The sequence below is a fragment of the Stenotrophomonas sp. NPDC077461 genome, assembly GCF_049545475.1.
GTDB lineage: Bacteria > Pseudomonadota > Gammaproteobacteria > Xanthomonadales > Xanthomonadaceae > Stenotrophomonas > Stenotrophomonas nematodicola.
This window is the reverse complement of sequence record NZ_JBMWDO010000012.1, coordinates 22,013-45,764: the sequence shown is the minus strand read 5'-3', so window position 1 is coordinate 45,764 and position 23,752 is coordinate 22,013. Positions and strand designations below refer to the sequence as shown.

The following is a 23,752-nucleotide window of genomic DNA, read 5'->3' as shown; positions in this document are numbered from 1 at the left end:
TGTTGCTTACTTCAGGCTGATGGTGGTGTTGACGCCGTGACCCAGCGTCTCGTCATCGAACCAGCGCGAGGTGATGGTCTTGGTCTGGGTGTAGAACATGACCACCTGCTTGCCGTACGGGCCCAGGTCGCCGAGCTTGGAGGCGCGCGAACCGGTGAAGGAGAACAGCGGCACCGGCACCGGAATCGGCACGTTGATGCCGACCTGGCCGACGTCGATGTCTTCCTGGAACTTGCGTGCGGCCGCGCCGGACTGGGTGAACAGCGCGGTGCCGTTGCCGTTCGGATTGGCGTTGATCAGGTCGATGGCGTCTTCCAGCGTGTCCGCTTCGAGGATCACCAGCACCGGTCCGAAGATTTCCTCGTCATAGATGCGCATGCCCGGGGTGACGCCGGCGAAGATGGTCGGGCCCACGAAGTTGCCCTTCTCGAAGCCGTCCACCTGCGGGTTGCGGCCATCCAGCACCAGCTTGGCGCCCTGCTCCACACCGGAGGCGATCAGGCCTTCCACGCGCTCGCGGGCGGCGCAGGAGATGACCGGGCCGACATCGGTCCCGGCCACGCTGCCGGCGCTCACCTTCAGTGTCTTTGCCTTGGCCACCAGGTCAGGCACCCACTCGCGCGCCTCGCCGACCAGCACCAGGGTGGATGCGGCCATGCAGCGCTGGCCCGCCGCGCCAAAGGCGGCACCGACCATCGCGTTGAGGCTCTGTTCCTTGTTGGCGTCCGGCAGCACCACGGCGTGGTTCTTGGCGCCCATCATGCATTGCACGCGCTTGCCGGCCAGCGAGGCACGGTTGTACACGTGCGTGCCGACGCGGGTGGAACCGACAAAGGAGACGGCCTTGATGTCCGGGTGGTCGCAGATCGCATTGACCACGTCTTCGCCGCCGTGCACGACGTTGAGCACGCCCTTGGGAATGCCCGCTTCCAGCGCCAGTTCGACCAGGCGCATGGTGACCATCGGGTCCTGCTCGGACGGCTTCAGAATGAAGGTATTGCCGGTCGCGATCGCCATCGGGAACATCCACAGCGGGATCATCGCCGGGAAGTTGAACGGGGTGATGCCGGCGCACACGCCGAGCGGCTGCAGCAGGGTGTAGGTGTCCACGCCATTGGCGACGTTGTTGGCCAGCTCGCCGAGCTGCAGGTTGCCGATCGCAGCGGCGTGCTCGACCACTTCCAGGCCGCGGAACACATCGCCTTCGGCGTCCGGCACGGTCTTGCCCTGCTCGGCGGACAGGATATGGGCCAGCTCGCTCATGTTTTCGCGGATGAGCTGCTGGTACTTCAGGAAGATGCGCGCACGGGTGCCGATGGGGGTCTTGCGCCAGGTCTTGAAGGCTTCCTTGGCCGCAGCGACGGCGGCGTCCACTTCACCGGGGGTCGCGAACGGCACCTGGGCCAGGACGTCCTGGGTGGCCGGATTGACCACGTTCTGCCAGTGCGGGCTGGCCGATTCGATGAACTGGCCATCGATCAACATACGGATGCGGGGCGCTGCAACAGTCATGGACAATCCCGGGGGGTCGATAAGTTGTTGGCATTATTCACAGGGTCAACCTCGATTTCCGGGCTGTATGCGCTTAATCTGGCCAATGCCCGCTACGATTTTTGTGAATCTTGTGAACAGCCAGTCTCCACACCGCCAGATCGGCCTGCGCCTGCTGAAGCTGCGCGAGCAGCGCGGCTACAGCCAGATCGACCTGGCCCGGGCCCTCGGCCTCTCGGCCAGCTACCTGAACCAGATCGAGCGCAACAAGCGACCCCTGACCCCGGCCGTGCAGCAGAAGCTGCGTGCGGTGCTGGGCGATGTCAGCGAGCTGTTCGATGTCGATGAGCCGGGCGCGCTGCAGGATGCCCTCGGCGAGACCCTGCGCGACCTCGGCCTGGACGATGTGAGCAGCACCGAGCTGCGCGCGATGGCCGGCAACCTGCCGCAGATCAGCCGCGCCCTGCTGGACCTGCACCGGCGTCACCTGGCGCTTCGCGAGCATGCTGCCGCGCTGGAGTTCCAGCTGGGTGACGTGCATGCCGGCCAGGCGCTGCCGGCCGGCGATCAGGTGCGGGACTTCTTCAACCGCATGCACAACCACATTCCCGAACTGGACGATCTGGCCGAGCAGTTGTTCGGCGAATGGGGGCTGGTCGCCGGCCACGTGGCGCCGCGCCTGCGCCAGCTGCTGGCCGACCGGCACGGGGTGCTGGTGGAAGTGGCGCCGCTGCAGGCCGGGCGCGAGAAGCGCGTGTACGACGGCGGCAGCCGCACGTTGTGGTTGCCCGACTACCTGGAGCCGGGCCAGCAGGCCTTCCAGATGGCGGCCGAACTGGCCCTGCTGGGGTACGCGGCACAGATCGATGCGGTGATCGCGCGAGCCGGCTTCCGCGAGCCGGAACAGATCGCGCAGGCTCGGATCGGCATGTCCAACTACTTCGCCGGAGCGCTGGTGATGCCGTATGCGCGGTTCCTGCGCGCGGCCGAACACAGCGCCTACGACATCGATGCGCTGGCGCACCGCTTCGGCGTGGGCTTCGAGGCGGTCTGCCACCGCCTGAGCACGCTGGCGCGGCGCAGTGCGCCGGGGCTGCCCTTCTTCTTCATCCGCGTGGACCGCGCCGGCAATGTCTCCAAACGGCATTCCGCCACCGACTTCCACTTCTCGCAGGTGGGCGGCTCGTGTCCGCTGTGGATTGTGTATGAGGCGTTCAATCAACCCGGCCGCGTGCTGACCCAGACCGCGCGCATGCCCGATGGCCGCCGGCACTTCTGGCTGGCGCGCCAGGTGAGCAGCGGCCCGGTCGGGCACGGGCAGCCGCGCAAGACCTTCGCGGTGGCGTTGGGCTGCGACCTGCAGCATGCCGAGCGGTTGATCTATTCGCGCGGGCTGGATATCCAGAGCCCGGGCAACTCGGTCTCGATCGGCCCCGGTTGCCGGGTCTGCCCGCGCGAGGACTGCATGCAGCGCGCGTTCGCGCAGTTGCCCGGGCGCTGAGGCGGCCGGTGCGAGACCTGGGCACCGGTAGGGGTGCCGGTTTCTCCGGGCTCAATAGATCGGGGTGACCTTCATCTGCGGCAGGGGGCGAGGCGCGCCGTCGGTGAGGTCCGGGCCGAGGTCGTCCCAGCGCTGGCCCTGCTCGACCATGTGGTGCCACAGCTGCTGCGATTCGCGTCGCTTGTCCTCCGAACCCAACCGGTAGGACGGCGGCGGCGGTTCGCCGCTGGCCACGCTCTCGTACGCATCGTGCCACGCAGCCACGCGCTGCGCGGGATCGTCGGTGCGCGCGATCTCCAGGGTGTAGCGCTGGTAGGCCGAGGCCAGGTTGCGCCAGCGGATCCAGTAGTGGTTGGCGAAGGAGAAGTCACAGAATCGCTCACCGGCCACGCTGCCCTTGGCGGCGATGCGGCTGAGCACGTCCTGCGGCATGTCCAGATTCATGCCGCCTTCGTCGCCGTGCAGCGAAACGTGCACGATGCGATCGCGATAGCCCGGCGCACGCGCCTGCAGCACATCGCGCCAGTTCTGCATGGTGGAGACGATCGAGAACAGAAAACCGGACATCTCCGCCGCGGCCAGCGGCTTGGCGATGGACTGGTAGCTGCGCTGCCAGCCCTGACGGTTCTCGGTGGGCAGGAACACCGCCCGCTCGATCTGCGCCTGTTCGCCCTGCCCCTCGGCATCGGACAGGAGGACGGCATCGGCGTGGCGCGGATACACCAGGTTGATGCCGAAGGTGGGCCAGCGCGGCAGCGCGGCGTCGAACAGATGGATGGGGAAGTTGCTGCTGATCCCGCCATCGGAGAACCAGCAGACCCGGAACGCGGTGATGACCGGGCCACAGTTCTGCCCGCCACTGGTCAGCCCTTCCATGCTGTCGGCCACATTGCTGCTGTCGCGCCCGGGCGTGGGCGCCGCTGCCGGCTCGCAGCGGCGCTCACGACGCGCCGGCTCGTGCAGCGGCACCGCACTGATCAGCAGCGGAAAGCTCAGGCTCATCCGGGTGGCCACCAGCACCGGCAACTGCTCGCCATCGACCAGCCGGTAGTAGTCGCGCCCGTCCACGCGCTGCGGCGCCCCGGCCTGCGCCACCAGCCAGTCCACGACACTGGCCGGGAACAGCTGCAGGAACTCCTCGCGCACGAACCAGAAGTGCGCAGCGCTGAACGGCAACGTGCGCGGCTCGGTATGCGAAACGCAGGTGGTGATCATCTGCAGGCTGATCGCGTGCGCCCCGGCCGGCTCGCCGGCATAGCGTGGTGCCTGGTGCAGGTCACCGAAGGTCAGCGGACGGTCGGCCGGCAGGCCAGCCAGCTCCTGCAGGCGGGCATGCAGCCAGTCGGTGAGCGCCGGCGTCGATGCATCGGCCTGGGTGGCGCCGCTGCACAGGCCCAGCAGGTTGCGCCGCGCGACCCGCGCCACGCGCAGGGCCGAGGCGAGTACGCCGGCACCGTAGGCGCACAGCAGCGACGGCAGCAGCGTGGCCCAGACACCGTCCACGCCACCGGCCAACCAGCCGATGCCGAGCAGCCCCACCAGCGTGGCCAGCAGCTCCAGCGGCGCGATCGCGAACACCGCCGCGAGCAGGCAGGCGATCTTGCGCGGCAGGCTGGACTTGCCGGTGAGCATCACCAGCAACCGGTAGGCGGTGCGCGCACCGTGCGCGGGCTGGAACAGGCTGTAAATGAAGCCACGCCGCGACAGCTCGGCCGATACCGTGGCCAGGCCCGGAAAACCGACCTGCGCCTCCACCGCCTGGCCGGCATGGCGCCGGCGGTCGCCCAGCGCGGCCGCCGCCGCCACCGCTGCGGCGATGGCGCCTGCCGAGGTGCCGCCGATGTTTTTGAAACGGTACTGTCGGGCCAGCGACAGCACCGCGTTGGGATACACGATGCCGCTGGTGATGCCGCCCTTCATGACCAGATCGCAATACCTGTCCGCCACGCTGCCGTCCTCTGTCCGCCGGTGCGCAGCCGATCCGCGCACCGTCCCCGTACATGGCCCGGAGGGGCCGCCGCATCGGGAGATCGATGACGACAGTATCGCCTGCGGGCTTCTCAGGGCCTGAGAAACCGGCCACGGATCGGCCTACTCGGCCGCGCCGGACTGCGGCACGCGCCTTACCTGGGACAGGTCATAGCCAAGCGCGGCGATGCGTGTCATGGCCTTCTGGTAGTCGGCATCGGAGAGGGTCGGGGTACGCGACATCAGCCAGACATAGTCGCGCTTGCTGCGGCCGACAATCGTCTGCTGGTAGTCCGGATCCAGGTACACGATCACGTACTCGGCCTGGATCGGCCAGATGAACTGCATGCCCCAGACCGCCCCGCCGGTGCCTTCCTTGACCGTACCGATCGGATGCATGGTTTTCACCGGTGCGTCGAAGCTGCCCTTGCGGTAGCGGAAGGTGGTCTGGATGCGGCCGTCCGGTCGCAGCGCATAGGATTCCACCGCATCGTAGGCCTCGCGCTCGGGCCGGCTCGGGATATGCGCAATCACATACCAGTCGCCCATGAAGCGTGGCACGTCGACCTGCGCCACCGGGGGAATGGGGCGGGTATTGCCGCCGCAACCGCCCAGCAGCATGCCGGTGACCAGCAGCGGGATGAAAGCACGAATCGTCATGACGGCGTCCTCGGCAGGCGTGGGGGATCAGGAGCGATCGAACAGGTAGTGCGCCACCTGCCACTGCTGGCCCTGCTGGTAGCCGAACAGCTCCGCACAGGCCATCCAGAACATGCGCCAGCGCTGGTGCCACAGCGGGGCCGCAGCGTCGCCGTAGCACTGGCGCAGCACGGCCATCACCGCGTCCTTCTCGCGGTCCTGGTTGGCCAGCCAGTGGTTGGCGGTGCGCTGGTAGTGGGTGCCATCGAGCAGCCAGCGCTGTTGCAGGTGCAGGTGCTGCTGGAAGAACAGCAGCGTGTCGGCGGCAGGCATCAGGCCACCGGTGAAGAAGTGCCGGCCCATCCAGTTGTCGTCGCCGTCCGTCTCGAACGGGTACATCAGCGTGCGGTGCACGAAGATGTGCACGAACAGCTTGCCCTGCGGGGTGAGCCAGCCGTGGATGCGCTGCAGCAGCTGCGGGTAGTTGCGCATGTGCTCGAACATCTCGATGGACACGCAGCGGTCGAAGCTGCCCGCCTCCAGGGTGAGATGGTTGACGTCGCGGGTAAGGACGGTGACGTTGGCCAGCCCCCGCGCCCGGCACTGCCCCAGGATGTACTCGCGCTGGCTGTTGGAGTTGGAGACCGCGGTGATCCGCGCGCCGGGGTAGCGCTCGGCCATCCACAGGGTCAGCGAGCCCCAACCGCAGCCGAGCTCGAGGATGCGCTGGCCGTCGGCGAGCTGCGCGCGCTCGCCATACAGCGCCAGCATCGCCTCTTCGGCTTCATCCAGCGTCTCGTGGCCGGTGGCGTAGTAGCAGCTGCTGTACTTCAGGCGTTTGCCCAGGCAGTGATGGAAGAAGTCCGCCGGAACCTCGTAGTGCTGGCGATTGGCTGCATCCACGTGCAGGGCCACCGCGCTGCTGGCCAGCCCGGCGATGCGGGCGGCGAAGCGCTGCGACTGGGCCTGCTGGCCCCCGGCGAGTTCGTCGCGCAGGCGCTGCTCGCATTGGCGGCGGATGCCCAGGCGCAGCAGCGCGTCGGGCAGCAGGCCGCGTTCGGCCAGGCCGGTCAGGCCGGGGGCATAGTCCGGCAGGGGCAACGGTTCACTGGCGGCATTCACGATGACATCTCCTTGCGGGAGGAAGAGCGGGAGGGGAACCACGGGAACAGCATCGGGGTGGTGCGCTGGTAATGGCGATAGTCCTCGCCACGGCTGCGCAGCGCCTGCGCCTCGGTGAAGGGAATGCCGCTGACCCAGCGCAGGAACACGTACATCACCAGCGGACCGGACCACGCCAGCCACCACAGCGGCGAGTGCACGGCCAGCAGCACGTAGGTGAACCAGTGCAGCCATTCGAAGAAATAGTTGGGATGCCGCGAGTAGCGCCACAGCCCTTGGCGGCAGGTCGTCCCCTTGTTGGCCGGATCGGCGCGGAAGCGCGCCAGCTGGCGATCGGCGAGCGCCTCGCCGCCCACACTCAGCAGCCACACCGCGGCCGCTGCGATCAGCCAGCCGACGTGCGTGGCCGGGGCGACCGACACCGCCACGAAGGGCAGCGCGAACAGCACGATCAGCAGCGCCTGGAACTGGAAGAAGCCGAAGATCTTGCCCTGATGGCCGTTCCAATACTGCCGCAGATGCCGGTAGCGGCCGTCCTCGGGTTCGCTGCGGACGCGGCGCCACAGGTGCAGCGCCAGCCGCGTTCCCCACAGGCCGCCAAGGGCAGCGAGGGCGATCCGCGGTGTCGACGCACCCGTGCCGAGCAGGGCAAGCAGCAGCGCCGATGCACCGACACCCTTGGCCCACAGGACGTCGACCACGCCGATATTCTCGTGGCGGCGCTGCCACCACCAGCCCCACGTCATGATCACCGCGGCATACAGCCAGATCACCCACAGCATCTTCATCGTGTCTCTCCCGCAGCGAGGGTGTTGATCGGGTCCACCGGGCGTTGCCAGTGGCGCGCGCACGCGGCCAGCAGCGGCAGGGCGACCGCCCAGCCAAGGCCCAGCACTGCCACGCCGTGCCACGGCGGCGCGGTGAATACCACCGAGGACCAGCCGCGCGCAGCCGACAGATACGCCAGCGGTGCCAGCAGCAGCCCCACCAGTGCGGCCACGCGCAGATGCCGCTGCAGCACGGCGAAGGACACCGTCAGCGTCATGGCGAAGGCTGCCCACAGCGCGAGAATCCACGGCGGAGCCAGCCAGGCCGCATCGTTGCCGGCGGCGTACACCACGCGCCCGGTACCACCCGCCAGGCCATCGACCACCAGCCCGCAGCCGATCGCCACGCCCATCAGCTTCATCTCGACCGATGGCCGCGGCGACCACGCCAGCTGGCTGGCCACGTATACGGCGGCTGCCAGCAATGCCGGCCACCACAACCCGCGGCCGGCGCCGACCACTGCGCACAGCCACACCAGTTGGTTGCCAATCACGTTGGACCAGAAGCGCAGCACCTCAGCCCTCCCCGGCGATCAGCGCAGGCCGGTAGCCGGGGCGCGCCATCAGCAGGTGCGACACGCCGATCGAGCGCTCCAGGAAGCCGCCTTCGCAATAGGCCAGGTAGAACTCCCACATCCGGATGAAACGCGCATCGAAGCCCTGCGCGCGCACGGCGGGCAGCTGGGCAAGGAAGCGGTGCCGCCAGGCCCGCAGCGTCAGCGCATAGGACGGCCCGAAATCGTGCTGACCAATCAGCTGCAGGTCGCTGCTGCGGGTCTTGGCAGCGACGATCGCGTTGATCGACGGAATGAAGCTCCCGGGGAACACGAAGCGCTTGATGTAGTCCACGCTGCGGCGGGCCTGTTCGTAGCGCTGGTCCTCGATAGTGATGGCCTGCAGCAGCGCCAGACCGTCGGGGTTGAGCAGGCGGGTGAGCGTGGCGAAGTACGTGTCCAGGTACTGTGCGCCGATCGCCTCGATCATCTCGATGGAGACCAGCTTGTCGTACTGGCCCTCCAGGTCACGGTAGTCCTTGAGCAGCAGGGTCACCCTGTCCTGCAGGCCGGCGGCTTCCACCCGCGCCTTGGCCAGCGTGTACTGCTCGACGGAAATGGTGGTGGTGGTGACATGGCAGCCGATCTCGCGCGCCGCATACAGCGCGAAACCGCCCCAGCCGGTGCCGATCTCGATGACGCGATCATCGGCGGTGAGCTGCAGCTGTTCACAGATGCGCGCGAGTTTGCGCTGCGAGGCTGCCTCCAGCGTGTCCTCGGTGCTGGCGTACAGCGCCGAGGAATACATCAGGTCCTCGGACAGGAACAGCGAGAAGAACGGGTTGCCGAGGTCGTAGTGCGCGGCGATGTTGCGCCGGCTGCCTTCGCGGGTGTTGCGGCGCAGGCGGTTCCAGCCCTTCAGCAGCCAACCACCGACACGCGCCACGCCGCGCTCCATGCTGTCGAGCAGGTCGCGGTTGCGCACCAGCAGCTGCACCAGCGCGACCAGGTCGCTGCAGCGCCAGTCGCCCCGGATGTAGGCCTCGCCGGCGCCGACGCTGCCCTGCGCGGCCACCGCGCGGTAGAACGCCGGATCGTCCACCCACACGGTAACGCGCAGCGTTGCCGTCGGATCGCCCAGCATCACATCGCCGGCGGCATCGCGCAGGTGCAGGCTGCCACCGCGCAGCGGCGCCAGCTGGGACACCAGGCGATCGCGCAGGAAGCGTTCCAGCGCGGTGGGCAGGGCGGGCAGGCGTGGCCGGGTCATGTCGTTCATGGGCGTTTTCCAGCAAGCGAAGGGTGGTCGTGGACGGGGGTGCGCTTGAGCCACAGGCGCAGCGCCTGCCAGTGGATGGCCGCGACCACCTGCAGGGTCATCAGCGGGTAGCGCAGCAGGACGCCGGCGAGGCCGCGGCGGTCCAGCGGCTGGCGCTGCAGCACCAGATCGGCATCGAACTGGCGCGCACCCTCGCGCCAGACCTGCATGTGCACGTGCAGATCCTCACCCGGCGCGGTGAAGCGCCAGCGGTAGCGGCAGTCCATCGGCATGAAGGGCGAGACGTGGAACTGCTTGTCGAACTCCCATGCCAGCGCGCGGCCGTGGGCATCGGCGGCGGCCACCGGCAGCACGTAGGCGTGCCGCTCTTTCCAGGGCGTGTTGGTGATCTCCGCGACGATGCACTCCAGCGTGGTGCCGTCGGCGGCGTAGCAGTAGTAGAAGCTGACCGGATTGAACACGTGGCCGCCATAGCGCAGGTGCGCGAGCAGGCGGATCGGTCCGGCCGGCGCGCGGCCGAGCGCCTCGGTCACCCGCGCGCGCACGGCTTCGGCCAGCGGCACGGCCGGGTCGCCGAGGTAGTCGCTGCGGCGGAACTCGGCCAGGTTGCGGCGGCCCACCGACCACAGCCAGCGGCCACGGAACACCTGGTCCAGCTCATCCAGATCCAGCAGCAGCTGCGCCACCGGGTAGCCGAACGCGTGGGCCTGTGGCAGGTGGCGGCGATGCCGCATGCGGCCGCGGTAGATCGCGCTGGCGCTCATGCCGACACCGCCTCGGACAACGGCCAGTACGCGTCGGCATCCAGTGCGTCCAGCGCATCCACCACACGGCGCGCGCTGCGGATGCCGTCCTCATGGAAGCCCCAGCCCCAGTAAGCGCCGGCGAACCAGGTCCGGCGCCGGCCCTGTACCTCGGCCCAGCGCCCCTGCGCGCGCACCATCGCGTGGTCGTGCACGGGGTGCGAGTACTGCAGGCGGCGCAGCACCTTGGCCGGGTCGATCGCCTCACTGCGGTTGAGCGTGACCACCAGCGGCGTGGGCGTGTCGATGCCCTGCAGCAGGTTCATGCAGTAGCTGACCGTGCACGGTGCCGTCGGCGACGCCGGCACGTGGGCGTTCCAGGCGGCCCACGCCTTGCGGTGCGTGGGCAGCAGCCGGGCGTCGGTATGCAGGACCACCTCGTTGGGCTGATAGCGGATCGCCCCGAGCACGGCACGTTCGGTCGGATCGGCATCGGACAGCATCGCCAGCGCCTGGTCGCTGTGGCAGGCCAGCACCAGCTGGTCAAACCCTTCCAGCCCGGCCGCACTGTGCACGCGGACGCCCTGCGCGTGACGTTCCACGCCGTATACCCGGCACTCCAGACGCTCCCGGACCTGCCAGCGGCGCCGCATCGCGTCGATGTAGCGGGCCGACCCGCCATCCACCACCCGCCACGGCGCACGGCCACTGACCTGCAGCATCTGGTGGTTGGCCATGAACTGCACCAGGTAGCGTGCCGGGAACGCGGCCAGCGCCGCCGTGGGCGCCGACCAGAGCGCCGAGGCCATCGGCAACAGGTGCTCGTCCACAAAGGCGCGTCCGTAGCCACCGTCCTGCAGGTATTCACCGAGCGATGGCCCGTCCCCGTCGCTCTGCAGCAGCGCCGGTGCCTCGCGGTAGAAGCGCCGCAGATCGCGCAGCATGCCCCAGAAGCGCGGCGAGACCAGGTTGCGGCGCTGGCAGAACAGCGCATCCAGCGAGGTGGCGTTGTACTCCAGCCCGCTGCGCTCGCTGTGCACGGAAAAGCTCATGGTGGTCGCCCGCGTCGCCACGTTGAGCTGCTCGAACAGCGCGGTGAGCAGGGGATAGTGCAGCGGGTTGAACACGATGAACCCGGTGTCCACCGCCTGCGTGCGCCCGTCCACCTCCACCGTATGGGTGTGGGTGTGCCCGCCGAGGTAGTCGTTGGCTTCGAACAGGGTCACCTCGTGGCGCTGCGACAGCCACCAGGCGCTCGCAAGGCCGGCGATGCCCGATCCGATCACGGCGATGCGCATGTCAGTTCTCCGCCTTGGCCAGCACCCACGCCGGCACCGGTTTGAGATCGCGTACCAGGCCCAGCCAGCCCATCACGCGCAGGCCGTACCAGGTGATGTCCACTTCCCACCAGTAGAAGCCCTGGCGCACTGTGCCCGGGAAGAAGTGATGGTTGTTGTGCCAGCCTTCACCGAAGGTCAGCAGTGCCAGCCACAGGTTGTTGCGGCTGTCGTCGGCGGTGGCGAAGCGGCGCCGGCCGAAGCGGTGCGCCAGCGAGTTGATGGTCACCGTGGCGTGGAACAGCACCACCGTGGAGATGAAGAAGCCCCACACCAGCATCTGGCCGCCGCTGGTGCCCCACGACGGCGCGATGCGCTCGAGCACGGCCCCCAGGCCGAACAACGCGGCGGCCAACACGATCGGCACCAGAGTGTCGAAGCGGTCCAGCCAGCGCAGTTCGGGATATTTCGCCAGGTCCGGGATGCGCGCGAAGTCGGTGCGGAACCCTTCGGGGGTGAGGAACCAGCCCATGTGGCTCCACCAGAAGCCGTGCACACGCGGCGAGTGCGGATCGGCCGGGGTATCGGTATGGCGATGGTGGTGCCGATGGTGCGCGGCCCACCAAAGCGGGCCCCGCTGCACGCTGGCCGCGCCGATCACGGCGAACGCGAACTGCACCGCGCGCGAGGTCCGGAAGGTGCGGTGCGCGAAGTAGCGGTGGTAGAAGGCGGTGATCGCGAACATGCGCACGGCATACAGCGCCACCGCGACCCCGACCGCGATCCAGGACACGCCCACCCACAACACCGCCACGCAGGCCAGGTGCATCGCCGCGAACGGGATCGCGCGCAGCCAGTCCACGCGCTGCGCGGCTTCGGGCGCCACCGTCGTGTCGGCACCGGTATCAAACCAGCGCCGCACCGTGGGCCAAAGGCCCCGGCGGGCGGTGCGTCCTGTTGCAGGGGCGGGTCCGGCCGACATATCGCGCATCTCCTGGCGTGCTTGTCAGGAGATACGGGAACAGCGGCCTTCCGGATGCACGTATCCGGAAATAAAGTGCACCTTAGAGGTTGGCGATGTCGCCCTTGGCGATGACCGGGCCGGTCGGGATGCCCTGCGGGGCGCCGCCGGACGGTTCCAGCGTGATCGCCAGCACCGAACCGTTCACCAGCGCATCACGCAGCATGTCCGGTACCGCCACGGTGTGGGCGCGGTTGATCGAGACCAGGCCCAGCGAACGCGGTGCACCGCCCGCCGGGATCAGCCACAGCTCGGGCGCGCGCCCGGCGGCGTCTGCTGGCGCCGGGACCGGCACCATCAACACTTTGCCGTGGGCCTTGTCGACCGAGGCCAGCCAGCCAGGGGAACCGTCGTCGTGCAGCAGCGGCGTGACCGGCCTGGTGGCCTGTTCCGGCTCGGCCGGCGTGGTCGGGGTGACCGCCACCGGCGGCGCTACCGGTGCCACCGGTACCACGTCGCGGCGGGCAAGGACCGCCACCAGCGCGACCACCGCTGCCAGCGCCGTCATGCCCTGCCAGAAGCCGGTGCGCTGCCAGGCGCGCGGTGTGGCGCCCACCGACGGCCAGCCCAGCGAGGTGCGGATACGCGGCCACAGGTGGGCCGGGACGGCCTCGGTGCCGAGTGAGTCGAGCAGCGGCGCCAGCCGGTTTTCCCACTGGCTGACCAGGCGCGCAAAGCCCGGATCACGGGCGATGCGCTGTTCCACCTCGGCGCGCTGGGCGGCATCGAGCACCCCGAGCACGTATTCACCGGCCAGGATGTCCGCGCCGGGTGGTTCGGCGTCATGAGGCATATCGTGGAGATCGCGGACGTTCATCGTTCCAGGCACACCCGTAGTTGGCCCAGCCCACGGCGGATCCAGCTTTTCACCGATCCCAGCGGCGCACCGATCCGGCGCGCCAGTTCGTCATAGCTCGCCCCATCCAGGAAGGCCAGCCGGATCAGCGAACGCCGGCGAGGCTCCAGCGTGTCCAGGCAATCGTCCAGGCGCTCGCGATCGGAGGCGTGCTCGGCCGCCTGCGCTGGCTGCGGCGCGAAATCGGGAATCTCTTCGGCCACCGACAGATCGTCCAGCGGGCGCGGCGGTGCGGCGCGCAGGCGATCGATGGCGCGGTTGCGGGCCAGCGTGGAGAGCCAGGTCATGGCTGAGGCCTTGGCGCGGTCAAACTGCGCGGCCTTGTGCCACACCGTGACGAAGGCGTCCTGCAGCACGTCCTCGGCATCGCCGCGGTCGCGCAATATGTGCAGGCAGATCGCGAAGAGACGGCCGGAGGCCAACTGGTAAACCGATTCAAACGCCTGGCGGTCGCCGGTGGCGACCTGGACGAGCAGCTCATCGAGGCGCCGCGAGGCACCGGTATCGGCAGTGTCCAGCTCGGGCATCGCAGGCTCAATGTCGTCGGGGGAACAGCCGGCATCGTCGTCGCTGCGCGCCTGCCGCGCAAGGGGGCACTCATCCGGCACATGCGGACACCAGCGGTTGCTGCCGCGCGGAGGCCAGCTCGGCCAGCGTTGCCGCGACCGGCGCCTCGGCAAACTCGACGCGCACCTGGGGGTAGCGCCCGTGTTCATCACGCACGTTGCCGGTGCCGGAGAACTGCAGGAGGCGGGGTGTGGCGCGCGCGTAGATCAGGGTCACCGCCGGCACGGCGAAGCCGAACCAGGCATCCAGGCGCATCTGCAGCTGCTCGGCCGGCTGGCCCTGCCAGGTGACCGCACCGCTGCGCTGCAGCTTCAATGGCACCAGCCGCTGGCGGCTGGGCAGCAGGAACTGGAAGGCCACGCTGCGCCCGCCCTGGAGGGCGTCCCAGTGCTTGAGCACGGCCGCGTCGAACCCGGCATCGACCACCGCGTCGGACGGAATCGCGATGGTACGGCTCACGCGTTCGGCCTGCGCGTCCTCACGCACGTACACGGTGCGGGCGGTGGCGCTGCCCTGCAGGCCTTCCTGGTAGCCGTTGCGCGCATCTTCGAACGCGAAGTCCGGGGTCTGCGCACTGCCCTGCGGGGTCATCCATTTGCGCGCGAAGGCGCGTCCGTCCGCGCAGCGGTACAGCACCAGCCGCGAGCGCGCCTCGGGCGGGCCCTGCAGCCAATGGGTCTCGCGGTACAGCAGGCGCCCGCCGGCGGGCGCGTAGGCACGGCCTTCCTGGCGCTGCACCTGCTGGGCAGCGGCTGGCAGCGCCGGGATCAGCACCAGCAGCAGCGAGGGAAGAAGGGTTCGGCGCATGTCCGGCTCCGCAGGGGGGGTCATCGGGAGATACGCAGGCAACGGCGTCATGGATGCAGTGGCTGGCGCGCCTGCCCCACTCCCGAAGCACGTTCTGGCTGAACCGGCAGAGGCCCCGTGACGCGACCCAGGACGAACCGGCCCCCCTTGACCACCGCGCCCCTTCGGCCTACCTTGTGCTCGCCGAAGGTATCCATCTCTTCATGCCGATGAAGGGATGGGTTTAAACGGGAATCCGGTGAAGGCGCCTTGCGCGCCCATTCCGGAGCTGCCCCGCAGCGGTGAATGGAAACGAATCCTGCCAACAGCACTGGGCATCCGCCTGGGAAGCGGCAGGTACAAGGAGGGCGTGCGCGCCCGTGTCCATCAGCCCGAATACCGGCCCCGGCCGGGGAACACGACCGTTCCCCGATTCGACCTGGAACGTCCGCGGGGAGGTTGCCGGGGCCTGCCGCCATGCCGCCAGCATGGCGCCGCCCCCGTGCGTCCGCTTCGCGGCATCCGGTTCGCCCGCGGGGGCGAAGGTCGCTGGCGGGGCGGGCACGGCAGCAATGGCGTGGACGGCGCGCGGTTCCTTCGTTCCTCAATGCCCCTACGCAATGAGGACACGTTCCAATGACTACCGTTACCAACCTGGGTTTTCCGCGCATCGGCGCCAAGCGCGAGCTCAAGCGCGCGCTGGAGGCGTACTGGTCCGGCGAGAGCAGCGCGCAATCGCTGCAGGACACCGCCCGCGCGCTGCGCGCCCGCCATTGGCAGCTGCAGCGCGAGGCCGGGGTGGACGTACCGCCGAGCAACGACTTCAGCCTCTACGACCAGGTGCTTGATGCCGCGTTCCTGTTCGACGCGATTCCGGCGCGCTACCGCGCGCTGGCCGATGCCGACCCGCTGGCCGGCTACTTCGCCCTGGCCCGTGGCGTGCAGCGCGATGGCCACGACCTGCACGCGCTTGAAATGACCAAGTGGTTCGACACCAACTACCACTACCTGGTGCCCGAGCTGCAGGCTGGACAGGGCTTCGCACTGCGCGGCGACAAGCCGTTGGCCGAGTATCGCGAAGCCCGCGCGCTGGGCATCCAGACGCGGCCGGTACTGCTGGGCCCGGTGAGCTTCCTGCTGCTGTCCAAGACCGTGGATGGCAGCCCGGCGCTGGATCTGCTGGACGCGCTGCTGCCGGTCTACGTCGAGCTGCTTGGCGCCCTGAAGGACGCCGGCGCCGAGTGGGTGCAGCTGGACGAGCCGCTGCTGGTGCAGGATCTGGACGAGACGGCACGCGCCGCCTACGTGCATGCCTACGCCACGCTGGCCACCGCGCCGCGCCCGAAGGTGCTGCTGGCCACCTACTTCGGCGCGCTGGACGACAACCTCCCGCTGGCGGCCTCTTTGCCCGTCGATGGCCTGCACGTGGACCTGGTGCGCGCACCGGAACAGCTGGATGCGGTGATCAAGGCACTCCCGGCCGGCCGCGTGCTGTCAGCTGGCCTGGTCAACGGCCGCAACATCTGGCGTACCCATCTGGACAACGCGCTGGTGCTGGCGCGCTACGCGCATGGCCACCTGGGCAACCGGCTGTGGCTGTCCCCGTCGTGCTCGCTGCTGCACAGCCCGGTGGACCTCGCGCTGGAAACCAGGCTCGACGATGAGCTGCGCGGCTGGCTGGCCTTCGCACGACAGAAGCTGCAGGAGCTGCGCCTGCTCGCCGACGCCATCGATGGCGCCGCGCATGCCGAGGCCGGGCTGGCCGAGGCACGGGCCCGCATCGAGTCGCGCCGGCAGTCGCCGCGCGTGCACAAGCCGGCCGTCGCCGCGCGTCTGGCCGCGCTGACCCCGGCCGATGCGCAGCGCCACAGCCGCTACCCGCAACGTCACCTGGCGCAGGCGGCCGCCCTCAAGCTGCCGCGCTTCCCCACCACCACCATCGGGTCGTTCCCACAGACCCTGGAGGTGCGTGAAGCGCGTGCGCGCAACAAGTCCGGCAAGCTCTCCGATGCCGACTACGATGCCTTCCTCGCCACCCAGACCGAACACTGCGTGCGCGTGCAGGAGCAGATCGGGCTGGACGTGCTGGTGCACGGCGAGTTCGAGCGCAACGACATGGTCGAGTACTTCGGCGAGCAGCTCGATGGTTTCGCGTTCACCAGGAGCGGGTGGGTGCAGAGCTACGGTTCGCGCTGCGTGAAACCGCCGGTGATCTACGGCGATGTGACCCGTCCCCAGCCGATGACGGTGCGCTGGTCGCAGTACGCGCAGTCGCTCACCGACCGGCCGATGAAAGGCATGCTGACCGGCCCGGTGACGGTGCTGCAGTGGTCGTTCGTGCGCGATGACCAGTCGCGTGCCGCGACCTGCCGGCAGATCGCGCTGGCCCTGCGCGATGAGGTGCTGGACCTGGAAGCGGCCGGCATCGGTGTGATCCAGATCGACGAACCGGCCATCCGGGAGGGATTGCCGCTGCGTCGCGCGCAGTGGCGCGAGTACCTGGACTGGGCGGTGGAAGCGTTCCGGATCAGCGCCAGCGGCGTGCGCGACGCGACGCAGATCCACACCCACATGTGCTACTCCGAGTTCAACGACATCATCCATTCGGTCGCCGCAATGGATGCCGACGTGATCTCCATCGAGACCTCGCGGTCGCGCATGGAGCTGCTGGATGCGTTCGTCCGCTTCCAGTACCCCAACGAGATCGGTCCGGGCGTGTACGACATCCATTCGCCGCGCGTGCCGGACAAGGAGGAGATGCTCGCGCTGCTGCGCAAGGCCGCCGAGGTCCTGCGTCCGGAGCAGATCTGGGTCAACCCGGACTGCGGGCTCAAGACACGCGGCTGGAAGGAAACCCGCGCCGCCCTCGACGCACTGGTGGCCGCCGCGCGCCAGCTGCGCGAGGAAAGCGCCGACGCCAACGCCGCCTGACCCACCGCCACGCCTGGCCCCAAAGACCGCGCCGCCGCCGTTGCCGGCGGTGCGGTCGACGAGACATCGCATGACACTGCCTCACACCCCCCCGATCGACCGCCCCACTCTCACCCTGCCGGGTGGCCACACCAGGCTGCTGCTGCATTCGTGCTGCGCCCCGTGCTCCGGCGAAGTCATGGAGGCGATCACCGCCTCGGGCATCGATTACACGATCTTCTTCTACAACCCCAACATCCACCCGGTGAAGGAGTACGAACTGCGCAAGCAGGAGAACATCCGCTTTGCCGAGAAACACGGCGTGCCGTTCGTCGATGCCGACTACGACACCGACAACTGGTTTTCACGCGCACGCGGCATGGAGAACGAGCCCGAGCGCGGCATCCGCTGCACGATGTGCTTCGACATGCGCTTTGTGCGCACGGCGCTGTACGCGCACGAACACGGCTTCCAGGTGATCAGCAGTTCGCTGGGCATCTCGCGCTGGAAGGACATGAACCAGATCAACGACTGCGGCCACCGCGCCGCCGCGCACTACCCGGGCATCCAGTACTGGGACCACAACTGGCGCAAAGGCGGCGGTGCCGCGCGCATGATCGAGATCAGCAAGCGCGAGCAGTTCTACCAGCAGGAGTACTGTGGCTGCGTGTACTCGCTGCGCGATGCCAACCGCCACCGCCGCGAGAACGGCCGCGAGCGGATCAGAATCGGGGTGCTGTACTACGGCGACGGCACATCGCGACCGGGCGACGACGACTGACCGCCACCGGGGCGTCGGCTAGACTGGACGCCCCGCCTGCGTGATGCTGCCATGAACCGCTTTCCCACCGATGTCGCCCTGATCGTGGTCGATCTGCAGCCGGACTTCATGCCCGGCGGCGCGTTGCCCTGCGAAGACGGCGATGCGATCGTGGCGGACATCGCCGCGCTGCTGGCACAGGGCCGCTATGCCACCGTGGTGGCGACCCAGGACTGGCACCCGGCCGATCATGCGTCGTTTGCCAGCCAGCATCCCGGCCACGCCCCGTTCGAGCAGATTGCCCTGCACGGCCACCCGCAGACGCTGTGGCCGGACCACTGCGTGCAGGGCACGCCCGGCGCCGCATTGCACGTCGGCGTGGACTGGACGCCGGCGGCGATGATCCTGCGCAAGGGACGCAACCGCCACGTCGATTCGTACAGCGCCTTCCAGGAAAACCACGACGCCGATGGCCAGCGGCCACCCACCGGGCTGGCCGGCTGGCTGCGCGAACGCGATATCGCCGAGGTGCATGTGTGCGGCCTGGCACGCGACTACTGCGTGCTGTGGACCGCACAGGATGCGGCCGCCGCCGGCTTCCGCGTGGGCTATCTGTGGGCGCTGACGCGCCCGGTCAGTGCCGCCAACGACGATGCCACGCGCGCGGCGCTGGCGGCCAGCAGCATCACGCTGCGCTGAGGGGTACGCCGCCGGCTCAGGCCTGTGGCGGCTGCTTGGCGGCGGCCTTGCGCTGGCGCTCGGCTTCCAGCCGTGCATTGCGCTGGAACACCCACACCAGCAACCAGATCGAACCGCCCACCACCACCGCGCATACACCCAGTACGGCCAGCAGCTTCACCCACACCATCGGATCGGTATTCATCGCGCACTCCATTGCAGGACAGGGACCGGAGCATAGCATCGGCCACCGCGATCAGCGGAACACCACCGTGCGGTGTCCATTGCGCAGGATGCGATGCTCGACATGCCGCCGTACCGCGCGCGCCAGCACCTGCGACTCGGTATCGCTGCCCAGCCGCACCAGATCCCGCGGGGTCATCGCGTGGTCCACGCGCGCCACGTCCTGTTCGATGATCGGACCTTCGTCCAGATCGTCGGTCACATAGTGCGCGGTCGCACCGATGATCTTGACCCCGCGTGCGTGCGCCTGGTGGTACGGCTGCGCGCCCTTGAAGCTGGGCAGGAAGCTGTGATGGATGTTGATCGCCCGCCCCGCCAGCGCCTGGCACAGGCGCGGCGACAGGATCTGCATGTACCGCGCCAGTACCACCAGATCGATCTTCTCGCGTTCGACCAGGTCAATGATCTGCTGCTCCTGCACGGCGCGGTTGTCGGCGTTAACCGGCAGGTGGTGGAACGGGACACCGTAGGAGCCGGCGAGAGCGGCGAAGTCGGTGTGGTTGGAGGCCACCGCCGCGATATCCACCTGCAGCTGGCGGCTGTGCGCACGGAACAGCAGGTCGTTGAGGCAATGCCCCTGCCTGCTGACCAGCACCAGCAGCCGTGCCCGACGACGCGCATCGTGCAGTTGCCAGTCCATCGTGAACTCGCTGCCCAGCGTGGCCATGCGCGCTTCCACGTCTGCCAGCGACCGTTCGGCGGCGCGATCGAAATGCACGCGCAGGAAGAACCGGCCGCTCTCCTCGTCGCCGAACTGCTGGGCATCGAGGATGTTGCAGCCCAGCTCGAACAGCAGGCCGGACACGCGGTAGACGATCCCGGTACGGTCCGGGCATGACAGGGTGAGGATGGAATCGGGGCGCATCACGGCAGTGTAAGTGAGCGCCCTCCGTAGCGGGATGGTTGCTCTCAGCTGCAACCATTGGCCTGCGGTGCGTTCAACGCGGCGGATGCACGGTCAGTGCCACCAGCCGCATCACCAGCGGGCGCACCACCAAGATGCAGCAGAACGCAGTGGGCATGGCCAACCGGTACGCACCGAACACGCGGGCGGGATAGTGCGCGTCCAGCCCGGCGTTGGCGGCGGTGATCACCAAGCACATCAGCATCGCCATGATCGAGGCCATGAAGAAGGCGAACACGTAGGGCGTGGAGCGGCTGCCGAGCTTCCAGCGACGGGCCGGCAGGGTCTGCGGAGGGAGCGACATGCGGAGCGATCCGATCAAGGGCAACCGGCGGTTGCGGGACCGGCACGATAGTCAGGGCAGCGGGGGGCCGGTAGACCGCGACGGATTGGCTCTTTATAAAGACAATCTTTGCAATGACCGGCCTTGATTGGCGCCATCATGAACATTCTCCAGTCAATCCGCAGTTTCATCCGGACCGCCGACGCCGGCAGCCTGGCCGCCGCCGCGCGTACGCTCGGGATCAGCCCGGCGGCGGTGGGGCAGAACATTGCGCGGCTGGAAGCCCACCTGGGCGTGCGCCTGTTCAACCGCACCACCCGCACGCTGGCGTTGACAGAACGCGGCGCGCTGTACCTGGCCGAAGTACGCCACATCGAGCGCGATCTGCAGCGGGCGCAGGCTGCCGTGACCGATCCGGAGGCGACCCCGCAGGGCCGCCTGCGCGTGGCCAGTACCGCTGCATTCGGTCGGCACGTGCTGGCCCCGCTGCTGCCGGCCCTGCAGGCGCGCCATCCGCGGCTGGAGATCGAACTGCTGCTCACCGACCGCGCAGTGGACCACGCACGCGAAGACGTGGATGTCAGCCTGCGGATCGAACAGCAACTGGTGGACGGGATCGTGGCGCGGCCCATCGCGCAGGTCCCGTTCGTGGTCTGCGCGGCGCCCTCGTACCTGGCGCAGGCAGGGACCCCGTCCACGCCGGATGCGCTGCGCGACCATCGCTGTCTGGTGTTCCGCTACCCGGTGGACGGGCGCCTGCTGCCGTGGGGCTTCGTGCGCGACGGCATCCGGTTCGACGCCGGGATGCGCCCTGCGCTGGTCTGCGACGACATCGATGCGCTGGCCGCGATGGCGGCCGCAGGCGGCGGCATTGCCCGGTTGGCCGCGTTCGTGGCGGCGCCGTGGCTGTCGCGTGGCGAACTGCAGGTGCTGTTCGCCACCGGCGACGGCGCCCGCACCTCACCCGAGCCGATGCGGCTGTTCCTGTGCGTCAGCGACCGCCGCGACCTCACGCCCAAGGTGCGGGCGTTGATGCAGGCCCTGCTCGATGCGCTGCCCGAGGCCTGGCGGGTGGACACGGTCTAGGGGGCCGGCGCTGCCGGAAGAACCCCGGCAGCGAAGAGTACGGCTGAGCAGTATCGAGCGATGTGTTTCAGTCCCTTCCCCTCACGCATGTCGCGGCAAGCGAGCCGCACGTGCCGTTCTACGCGAGGGGAATTCTCTCGTCTGTGACTCTGATGGCCGACATCAACGTATCGATGGGGAGTGGATTGGGTATATGCACTTCCAACCAGATCCGCTGACGCCGCCCTGGACACGTGCGTCCGTGCCGGCCCTCCGGTCTCAGCCCTCCGGCGCGAGAAACACGCCGCGTGCTTCGCGCGGCTCGCAGCGCAGGTACTGCGGTGCCGGGGCGAGTGAGTCGCCCAGGGCGGCGGCGGCGTGCCACGGCCAGCGCGGGTCGTAGAGGATGCCGCGGGCGAGCGCGATGGCGTCGGCGTGGTTGTGGCGCAGGATCGATTCGGCCTGCGACGGATCGGTGATCAGACCCACCGCGATGACGGGCATTTTGACCTTGGCCTTGATCGCCGCCGCAAACGGCACCTGATAGCCCGGCTCCTGCGGGATCTTCTGGCGCGCATCGAGGCCGCCGCTGGAGACGTGCAGGAACTGGCAGCCGCGCATGTCCAGGATCTGGGCCAGGGTGCTGCTCTGCTCGATGTCCCAGCCACCATCGACCCAATCACTGGCCGAGATGCGCACGCCCACACTGATGCGGTCGGAAACCGCTTCGCGCACGGCGTCGAACACACGCACGAGCAGGCGCATGCGGTTTTCCAGCGAACCGCCGTACGGGTCCTGGCGCTTGTTGCTCAGGGGCGACAGGAACTGGTGCAGCAGGTAGCCGTGCGCGGCATGCAGCTCGATCAGATCCAGCCCGGCGCGCTCGGCGCGGCGCGCGGCGGTGGCGAAGGCCTCGACCACGGCATCGATGCCGGCCTCGTCCAGCGCCTCGGGCACGGGGCCATTGGCCGCGAACGGGAGCGCGGACGGGGCGTGGGTGGTCCAGGCGCGCGGGTCGCTGGCCGGCAGTGCGCCGCCGCCGTCCCACGGCCGCGCCGAGGACGCCTTGCGCCCGGCGTGGGCGAGCTGCACGCCCAGCGGCATCGGCGACCAGCGCTTCACCGCATCAATCACCTTCGTGAGCGCGGCCTCGGTGGCGTCGTCCCACAGGCCCAGGTCGGCCCAGCTGATGCGGCCCTCGGGCAGCACGGCGGTGGCTTCCAGGATCAACAGGCCGGCCCCGGACTGCGACAGCTGGCCCAGGTGGATCTGGTGCCAGTCGTTGGCCAGGCCATCGGTGGAGGAGTACTGGCACATCGGCGCGATGACGATGCGGTTGGACAGCGACAGCGGGCCAAAAGAGACGGGAGAGAAGAGCTGACTCAAGGGGGACTCGGGGGAGGAAGAATGAAACCGGGGCGTTATTGCACTCCGATGTGGGCGTGCAGGCAACCTTGTGTGTGGAACGGTGTGGCCAGCGGGGCAGAGCCCCGCTCTACGAGGCGGGCCGTGCGCTTCAGGCCGATGCGTTCGCCGGCAGCAGGAATGAGAGGGCGGCCGCGCAGCGCTGCTCCACCTTGAGGGTGAGCAGGTCGTCTGCACGGGTGCGGCCCAGGTTCAGCGCGGCCACCGGCAGGCCCGCGTTGGCGGCGGCCTGCACGAACCGGAAGCCGGAGTAGACCATCAGCGACGAACCCACCACCAGAACGGCGTCGGCCTGCTGCAGGTGGGCGTGCACGGCGGCCACGCGCTCGCGGGGCACGCTCTCGCCGAAGAACACCACGTCGGGCTTGAGGAGGCCGCCACACTGCGCGCAGGCAGGTACCTGGAAGGTGTCGAACGCCACGCCCTCCAGATCGGCGTCGCCGTCCGGGGCCTGCGCTGCGTCCAGGTGCTGCCAGTCGGGGTTGTGTGCCAGCAGGATGTACTGGAACGCCTCGCGCGGAATGCGCGCCTCGCAGCCCATGCAGCGCACCTGGTCCAGCCGGCCGTGCAGGTCGATGACGCCCACGCTGCCGGCGCGCTGGTGCAGCCGGTCCACGTTCTGGGTCAGCAGCACCTCCACCTGCCCGCGCGCCTCCAGCGCCGCCAGCGCGGTGTGGGTGCCGTTGGGCTGGGCCTGGCCGAAGCGGGGCCATCCCGCCAGGCTGCGCGCCCAGTAACGCTGGCGGGTGGACAGCTCACCCATGAAGGCCTGGAAGGTCACCGGCGGGGTGCGCTTCCACTGGCCATCGGCATCGCGGTAGTCGGGGATGCCCGAGTCGGTGCTGCAGCCGGCGCCGGTAAGCACGAACAGGCGCCGGGCGCGGTCGATGAAATCGGCGAGTGCGGGGGTCAT

23 protein-coding genes and 1 riboswitch are annotated in these 23,752 nt (G+C 69.0%); of the genes, 5 read left to right on the top strand and 18 right to left on the bottom strand.

Annotated features, from left to right (window positions below; genetic code table 11):
* Nucleotides 1–6 precede the first annotated feature (6 nt).
* Entirely contained in the window at nt 7–1,512 is a 1,506-nt protein-coding gene (locus ACPEH8_RS17515; protein WP_017355015.1) for a CoA-acylating methylmalonate-semialdehyde dehydrogenase, read from the bottom strand.
* 112 nt (nt 1,513–1,624) lie between these two features.
* On the opposite strand from ACPEH8_RS17515, the gene ACPEH8_RS17510 reads away from it, so the two are divergent.
* On the top strand, nt 1,625–2,992 hold the full coding sequence (locus ACPEH8_RS17510) for a helix-turn-helix domain-containing protein (protein ID WP_136006680.1): 1,368 nt from the start codon (nt 1,625–1,627) through the stop codon (nt 2,990–2,992).
* A gap of 51 nt (nt 2,993–3,043) precedes the next feature.
* On the opposite strand, the gene ACPEH8_RS17505 is transcribed toward ACPEH8_RS17510, so the two are convergent.
* The 12 genes from ACPEH8_RS17505 to ACPEH8_RS17450 all read right to left on the bottom strand — a co-directional run bounded on the left by ACPEH8_RS17505 (nt 3,044) and on the right by ACPEH8_RS17450 (nt 14,592).
* On the bottom strand, nt 3,044–4,939 hold the full coding sequence (locus tag ACPEH8_RS17505; protein WP_423667666.1) for a patatin-like phospholipase family protein: 1,896 nt from the start codon (nt 4,937–4,939) through the stop codon (nt 3,044–3,046).
* Between the two features lie 144 nt (nt 4,940–5,083).
* Nucleotides 5,084–5,581, bottom strand: coding sequence for a lipocalin family protein (locus ACPEH8_RS17500; protein ID WP_229296577.1), 498 nt, complete (start codon nt 5,579–5,581; stop codon nt 5,084–5,086).
* Nucleotides 5,582–5,647: 66 nt separating this feature from the next.
* The gene (locus ACPEH8_RS17495) at nt 5,648–6,721 is read right to left on the bottom strand and encodes an SAM-dependent methyltransferase (RefSeq protein ID WP_017357386.1); all 1,074 of its coding nucleotides are present in this window, start codon (nt 6,719–6,721) and stop codon (nt 5,648–5,650) included.
* Nucleotides 6,718–7,509 carry a DUF1295 domain-containing protein gene (locus ACPEH8_RS17490; protein WP_136006646.1) on the bottom strand — a complete coding sequence of 264 codons (792 nt, stop codon included), beginning with the start codon at nt 7,507–7,509 and terminating at the stop codon, nt 6,718–6,720. The genes ACPEH8_RS17495 and ACPEH8_RS17490 overlap by 4 nt, the downstream gene beginning before the upstream one ends.
* Nucleotides 7,506–8,063, bottom strand: coding sequence for a DUF2878 domain-containing protein (locus tag ACPEH8_RS17485; RefSeq protein ID WP_136006644.1), 558 nt, complete (start codon nt 8,061–8,063; stop codon nt 7,506–7,508). The genes ACPEH8_RS17490 and ACPEH8_RS17485 overlap by 4 nt, the downstream gene beginning before the upstream one ends.
* Nucleotide 8,064: 1 nt before the next feature.
* Nucleotides 8,065–9,321 carry a class I SAM-dependent methyltransferase gene (locus tag ACPEH8_RS17480; protein WP_262071738.1) on the bottom strand — a complete coding sequence of 419 codons (1,257 nt, stop codon included), beginning with the start codon at nt 9,319–9,321 and terminating at the stop codon, nt 8,065–8,067.
* The gene (locus ACPEH8_RS17475) at nt 9,318–10,085 is read right to left on the bottom strand and encodes a DUF1365 domain-containing protein (protein ID WP_287248431.1); all 768 of its coding nucleotides are present in this window, start codon (nt 10,083–10,085) and stop codon (nt 9,318–9,320) included. The genes ACPEH8_RS17480 and ACPEH8_RS17475 overlap by 4 nt, the downstream gene beginning before the upstream one ends.
* Nucleotides 10,082–11,362, bottom strand: coding sequence for an NAD(P)/FAD-dependent oxidoreductase (locus ACPEH8_RS17470; RefSeq protein ID WP_423667663.1), 1,281 nt, complete (start codon nt 11,360–11,362; stop codon nt 10,082–10,084). Before ACPEH8_RS17470 ends, ACPEH8_RS17475 begins: the two co-directional genes overlap by 4 nt.
* A 1-nt stretch (nt 11,363) precedes the next feature.
* Nucleotides 11,364–12,323 carry an acyl-CoA desaturase gene (locus ACPEH8_RS17465; RefSeq protein ID WP_136006638.1) on the bottom strand — a complete coding sequence of 320 codons (960 nt, stop codon included), beginning with the start codon at nt 12,321–12,323 and terminating at the stop codon, nt 11,364–11,366.
* Between the two features lie 82 nt (nt 12,324–12,405).
* A complete protein-coding gene (locus ACPEH8_RS17460) occupies nt 12,406–13,179 on the bottom strand; it encodes an anti-sigma factor (protein WP_017356864.1) in 774 nt (257 codons plus the stop codon).
* Nucleotides 13,176–13,745, bottom strand: coding sequence for a sigma-70 family RNA polymerase sigma factor (locus ACPEH8_RS17455; protein ID WP_017356865.1), 570 nt, complete (start codon nt 13,743–13,745; stop codon nt 13,176–13,178). Before ACPEH8_RS17455 ends, ACPEH8_RS17460 begins: the two co-directional genes overlap by 4 nt.
* A gap of 70 nt (nt 13,746–13,815) precedes the next feature.
* Nucleotides 13,816–14,592 carry a hypothetical protein gene (locus ACPEH8_RS17450; protein WP_017356866.1) on the bottom strand — a complete coding sequence of 259 codons (777 nt, stop codon included), beginning with the start codon at nt 14,590–14,592 and terminating at the stop codon, nt 13,816–13,818.
* 169 nt (nt 14,593–14,761) lie between these two features.
* Nucleotides 14,762–14,993, top strand: a riboswitch (cobalamin riboswitch).
* A gap of 214 nt (nt 14,994–15,207) precedes the next feature.
* On the opposite strand from ACPEH8_RS17450, the gene metE reads away from it, so the two are divergent.
* The 3 genes from metE to pncA all read left to right on the top strand — a co-directional run bounded on the left by metE (nt 15,208) and on the right by pncA (nt 18,940).
* Entirely contained in the window at nt 15,208–17,502 is a 2,295-nt protein-coding gene (metE, locus tag ACPEH8_RS17445; protein ID WP_166472478.1) for a 5-methyltetrahydropteroyltriglutamate--homocysteine S-methyltransferase, read from the top strand.
* A 70-nt stretch (nt 17,503–17,572) separates the two neighbouring features.
* A complete protein-coding gene (locus ACPEH8_RS17440) occupies nt 17,573–18,262 on the top strand; it encodes an epoxyqueuosine reductase QueH (protein ID WP_136006633.1) in 690 nt (229 codons plus the stop codon).
* A gap of 51 nt (nt 18,263–18,313) precedes the next feature.
* Entirely contained in the window at nt 18,314–18,940 is a 627-nt protein-coding gene (gene pncA / locus ACPEH8_RS17435) for a bifunctional nicotinamidase/pyrazinamidase (RefSeq protein ID WP_423667661.1), read from the top strand.
* Nucleotides 18,941–18,956: 16 nt separating this feature from the next.
* On the opposite strand, the gene ACPEH8_RS17430 is transcribed toward pncA, so the two are convergent.
* The 3 genes from ACPEH8_RS17430 to ACPEH8_RS17420 all read right to left on the bottom strand — a co-directional run bounded on the left by ACPEH8_RS17430 (nt 18,957) and on the right by ACPEH8_RS17420 (nt 20,370).
* Nucleotides 18,957–19,124 (bottom strand): hypothetical protein, encoded by a 168-nt coding sequence (locus tag ACPEH8_RS17430; RefSeq protein WP_017356870.1) that lies wholly within the window; start codon nt 19,122–19,124, stop codon nt 18,957–18,959.
* A 51-nt stretch (nt 19,125–19,175) separates the two neighbouring features.
* A complete protein-coding gene (gene purU, locus ACPEH8_RS17425; protein WP_026070900.1) occupies nt 19,176–20,027 on the bottom strand; it encodes a formyltetrahydrofolate deformylase in 852 nt (283 codons plus the stop codon).
* 73 nt (nt 20,028–20,100) lie between these two features.
* A complete protein-coding gene (locus ACPEH8_RS17420) occupies nt 20,101–20,370 on the bottom strand; it encodes a DUF2798 domain-containing protein (protein ID WP_017356872.1) in 270 nt (89 codons plus the stop codon).
* Nucleotides 20,371–20,508: 138 nt separating this feature from the next.
* Between ACPEH8_RS17420 and ACPEH8_RS17415 the strand changes: the two genes are divergently transcribed.
* The gene (locus ACPEH8_RS17415) at nt 20,509–21,435 is read left to right on the top strand and encodes a LysR family transcriptional regulator (protein WP_026070901.1); all 927 of its coding nucleotides are present in this window, start codon (nt 20,509–20,511) and stop codon (nt 21,433–21,435) included.
* Nucleotides 21,436–21,693: 258 nt separating this feature from the next.
* On the opposite strand, the gene ACPEH8_RS17410 is transcribed toward ACPEH8_RS17415, so the two are convergent.
* Both ACPEH8_RS17410 and ACPEH8_RS17405 read right to left on the bottom strand, forming a co-directional pair.
* Nucleotides 21,694–22,800 (bottom strand): NADH:flavin oxidoreductase/NADH oxidase, encoded by a 1,107-nt coding sequence (locus ACPEH8_RS17410; RefSeq protein ID WP_136006629.1) that lies wholly within the window; start codon nt 22,798–22,800, stop codon nt 21,694–21,696.
* A gap of 130 nt (nt 22,801–22,930) precedes the next feature.
* Complete coding sequence (locus ACPEH8_RS17405; RefSeq protein ID WP_423667658.1) at nt 22,931–23,752, bottom strand: NAD-dependent protein deacetylase; 822 nt, start codon at nt 23,750–23,752, stop codon at nt 22,931–22,933.

Coding starts and splice junctions, on each gene's coding strand:
- ACPEH8_RS17475 (WP_287248431.1), bottom strand. CDS start 10,085: ATGAGCGCCAGCGCGATCTACCGCGGCCGCATGCGGCATCGCCGCCAC.
- ACPEH8_RS17415 (WP_026070901.1), top strand. CDS start 20,509: ATGAACATTCTCCAGTCAATCCGCAGTTTCATCCGGACCGCCGACGCC.
- ACPEH8_RS17455 (WP_017356865.1), bottom strand. CDS start 13,745: ATGCCCGAGCTGGACACTGCCGATACCGGTGCCTCGCGGCGCCTCGAT.
- purU (WP_026070900.1), bottom strand. CDS start 20,027: ATGCGCCCCGATTCCATCCTCACCCTGTCATGCCCGGACCGTACCGGG.
- ACPEH8_RS17405 (WP_423667658.1), bottom strand. CDS start 23,752: ATGACCCCCGCACTCGCCGATTTCATCGACCGCGCCCGGCGCCTGTTC.
- ACPEH8_RS17460 (WP_017356864.1), bottom strand. CDS start 13,179: ATGAACGTCCGCGATCTCCACGATATGCCTCATGACGCCGAACCACCC.
- ACPEH8_RS17500 (WP_229296577.1), bottom strand. CDS start 5,581: ATGCTGCTGGGCGGTTGCGGCGGCAATACCCGCCCCATTCCCCCGGTG.
- ACPEH8_RS17515 (WP_017355015.1), bottom strand. CDS start 1,512: ATGACTGTTGCAGCGCCCCGCATCCGTATGTTGATCGATGGCCAGTTC.
- metE (WP_166472478.1), top strand. CDS start 15,208: ATGACTACCGTTACCAACCTGGGTTTTCCGCGCATCGGCGCCAAGCGC.
- ACPEH8_RS17420 (WP_017356872.1), bottom strand. CDS start 20,370: ATGTCGCTCCCTCCGCAGACCCTGCCGGCCCGTCGCTGGAAGCTCGGC.
- ACPEH8_RS17430 (WP_017356870.1), bottom strand. CDS start 19,124: ATGAATACCGATCCGATGGTGTGGGTGAAGCTGCTGGCCGTACTGGGT.
- ACPEH8_RS17490 (WP_136006646.1), bottom strand. CDS start 7,509: ATGAAGATGCTGTGGGTGATCTGGCTGTATGCCGCGGTGATCATGACG.
- ACPEH8_RS17480 (WP_262071738.1), bottom strand. CDS start 9,321: ATGAACGACATGACCCGGCCACGCCTGCCCGCCCTGCCCACCGCGCTG.
- ACPEH8_RS17440 (WP_136006633.1), top strand. CDS start 17,573: ATGACACTGCCTCACACCCCCCCGATCGACCGCCCCACTCTCACCCTG.
- ACPEH8_RS17465 (WP_136006638.1), bottom strand. CDS start 12,323: ATGTCGGCCGGACCCGCCCCTGCAACAGGACGCACCGCCCGCCGGGGC.
- pncA (WP_423667661.1), top strand. CDS start 18,314: ATGAACCGCTTTCCCACCGATGTCGCCCTGATCGTGGTCGATCTGCAG.
- ACPEH8_RS17470 (WP_423667663.1), bottom strand. CDS start 11,362: ATGCGCATCGCCGTGATCGGATCGGGCATCGCCGGCCTTGCGAGCGCC.
- ACPEH8_RS17450 (WP_017356866.1), bottom strand. CDS start 14,592: ATGCGCCGAACCCTTCTTCCCTCGCTGCTGCTGGTGCTGATCCCGGCG.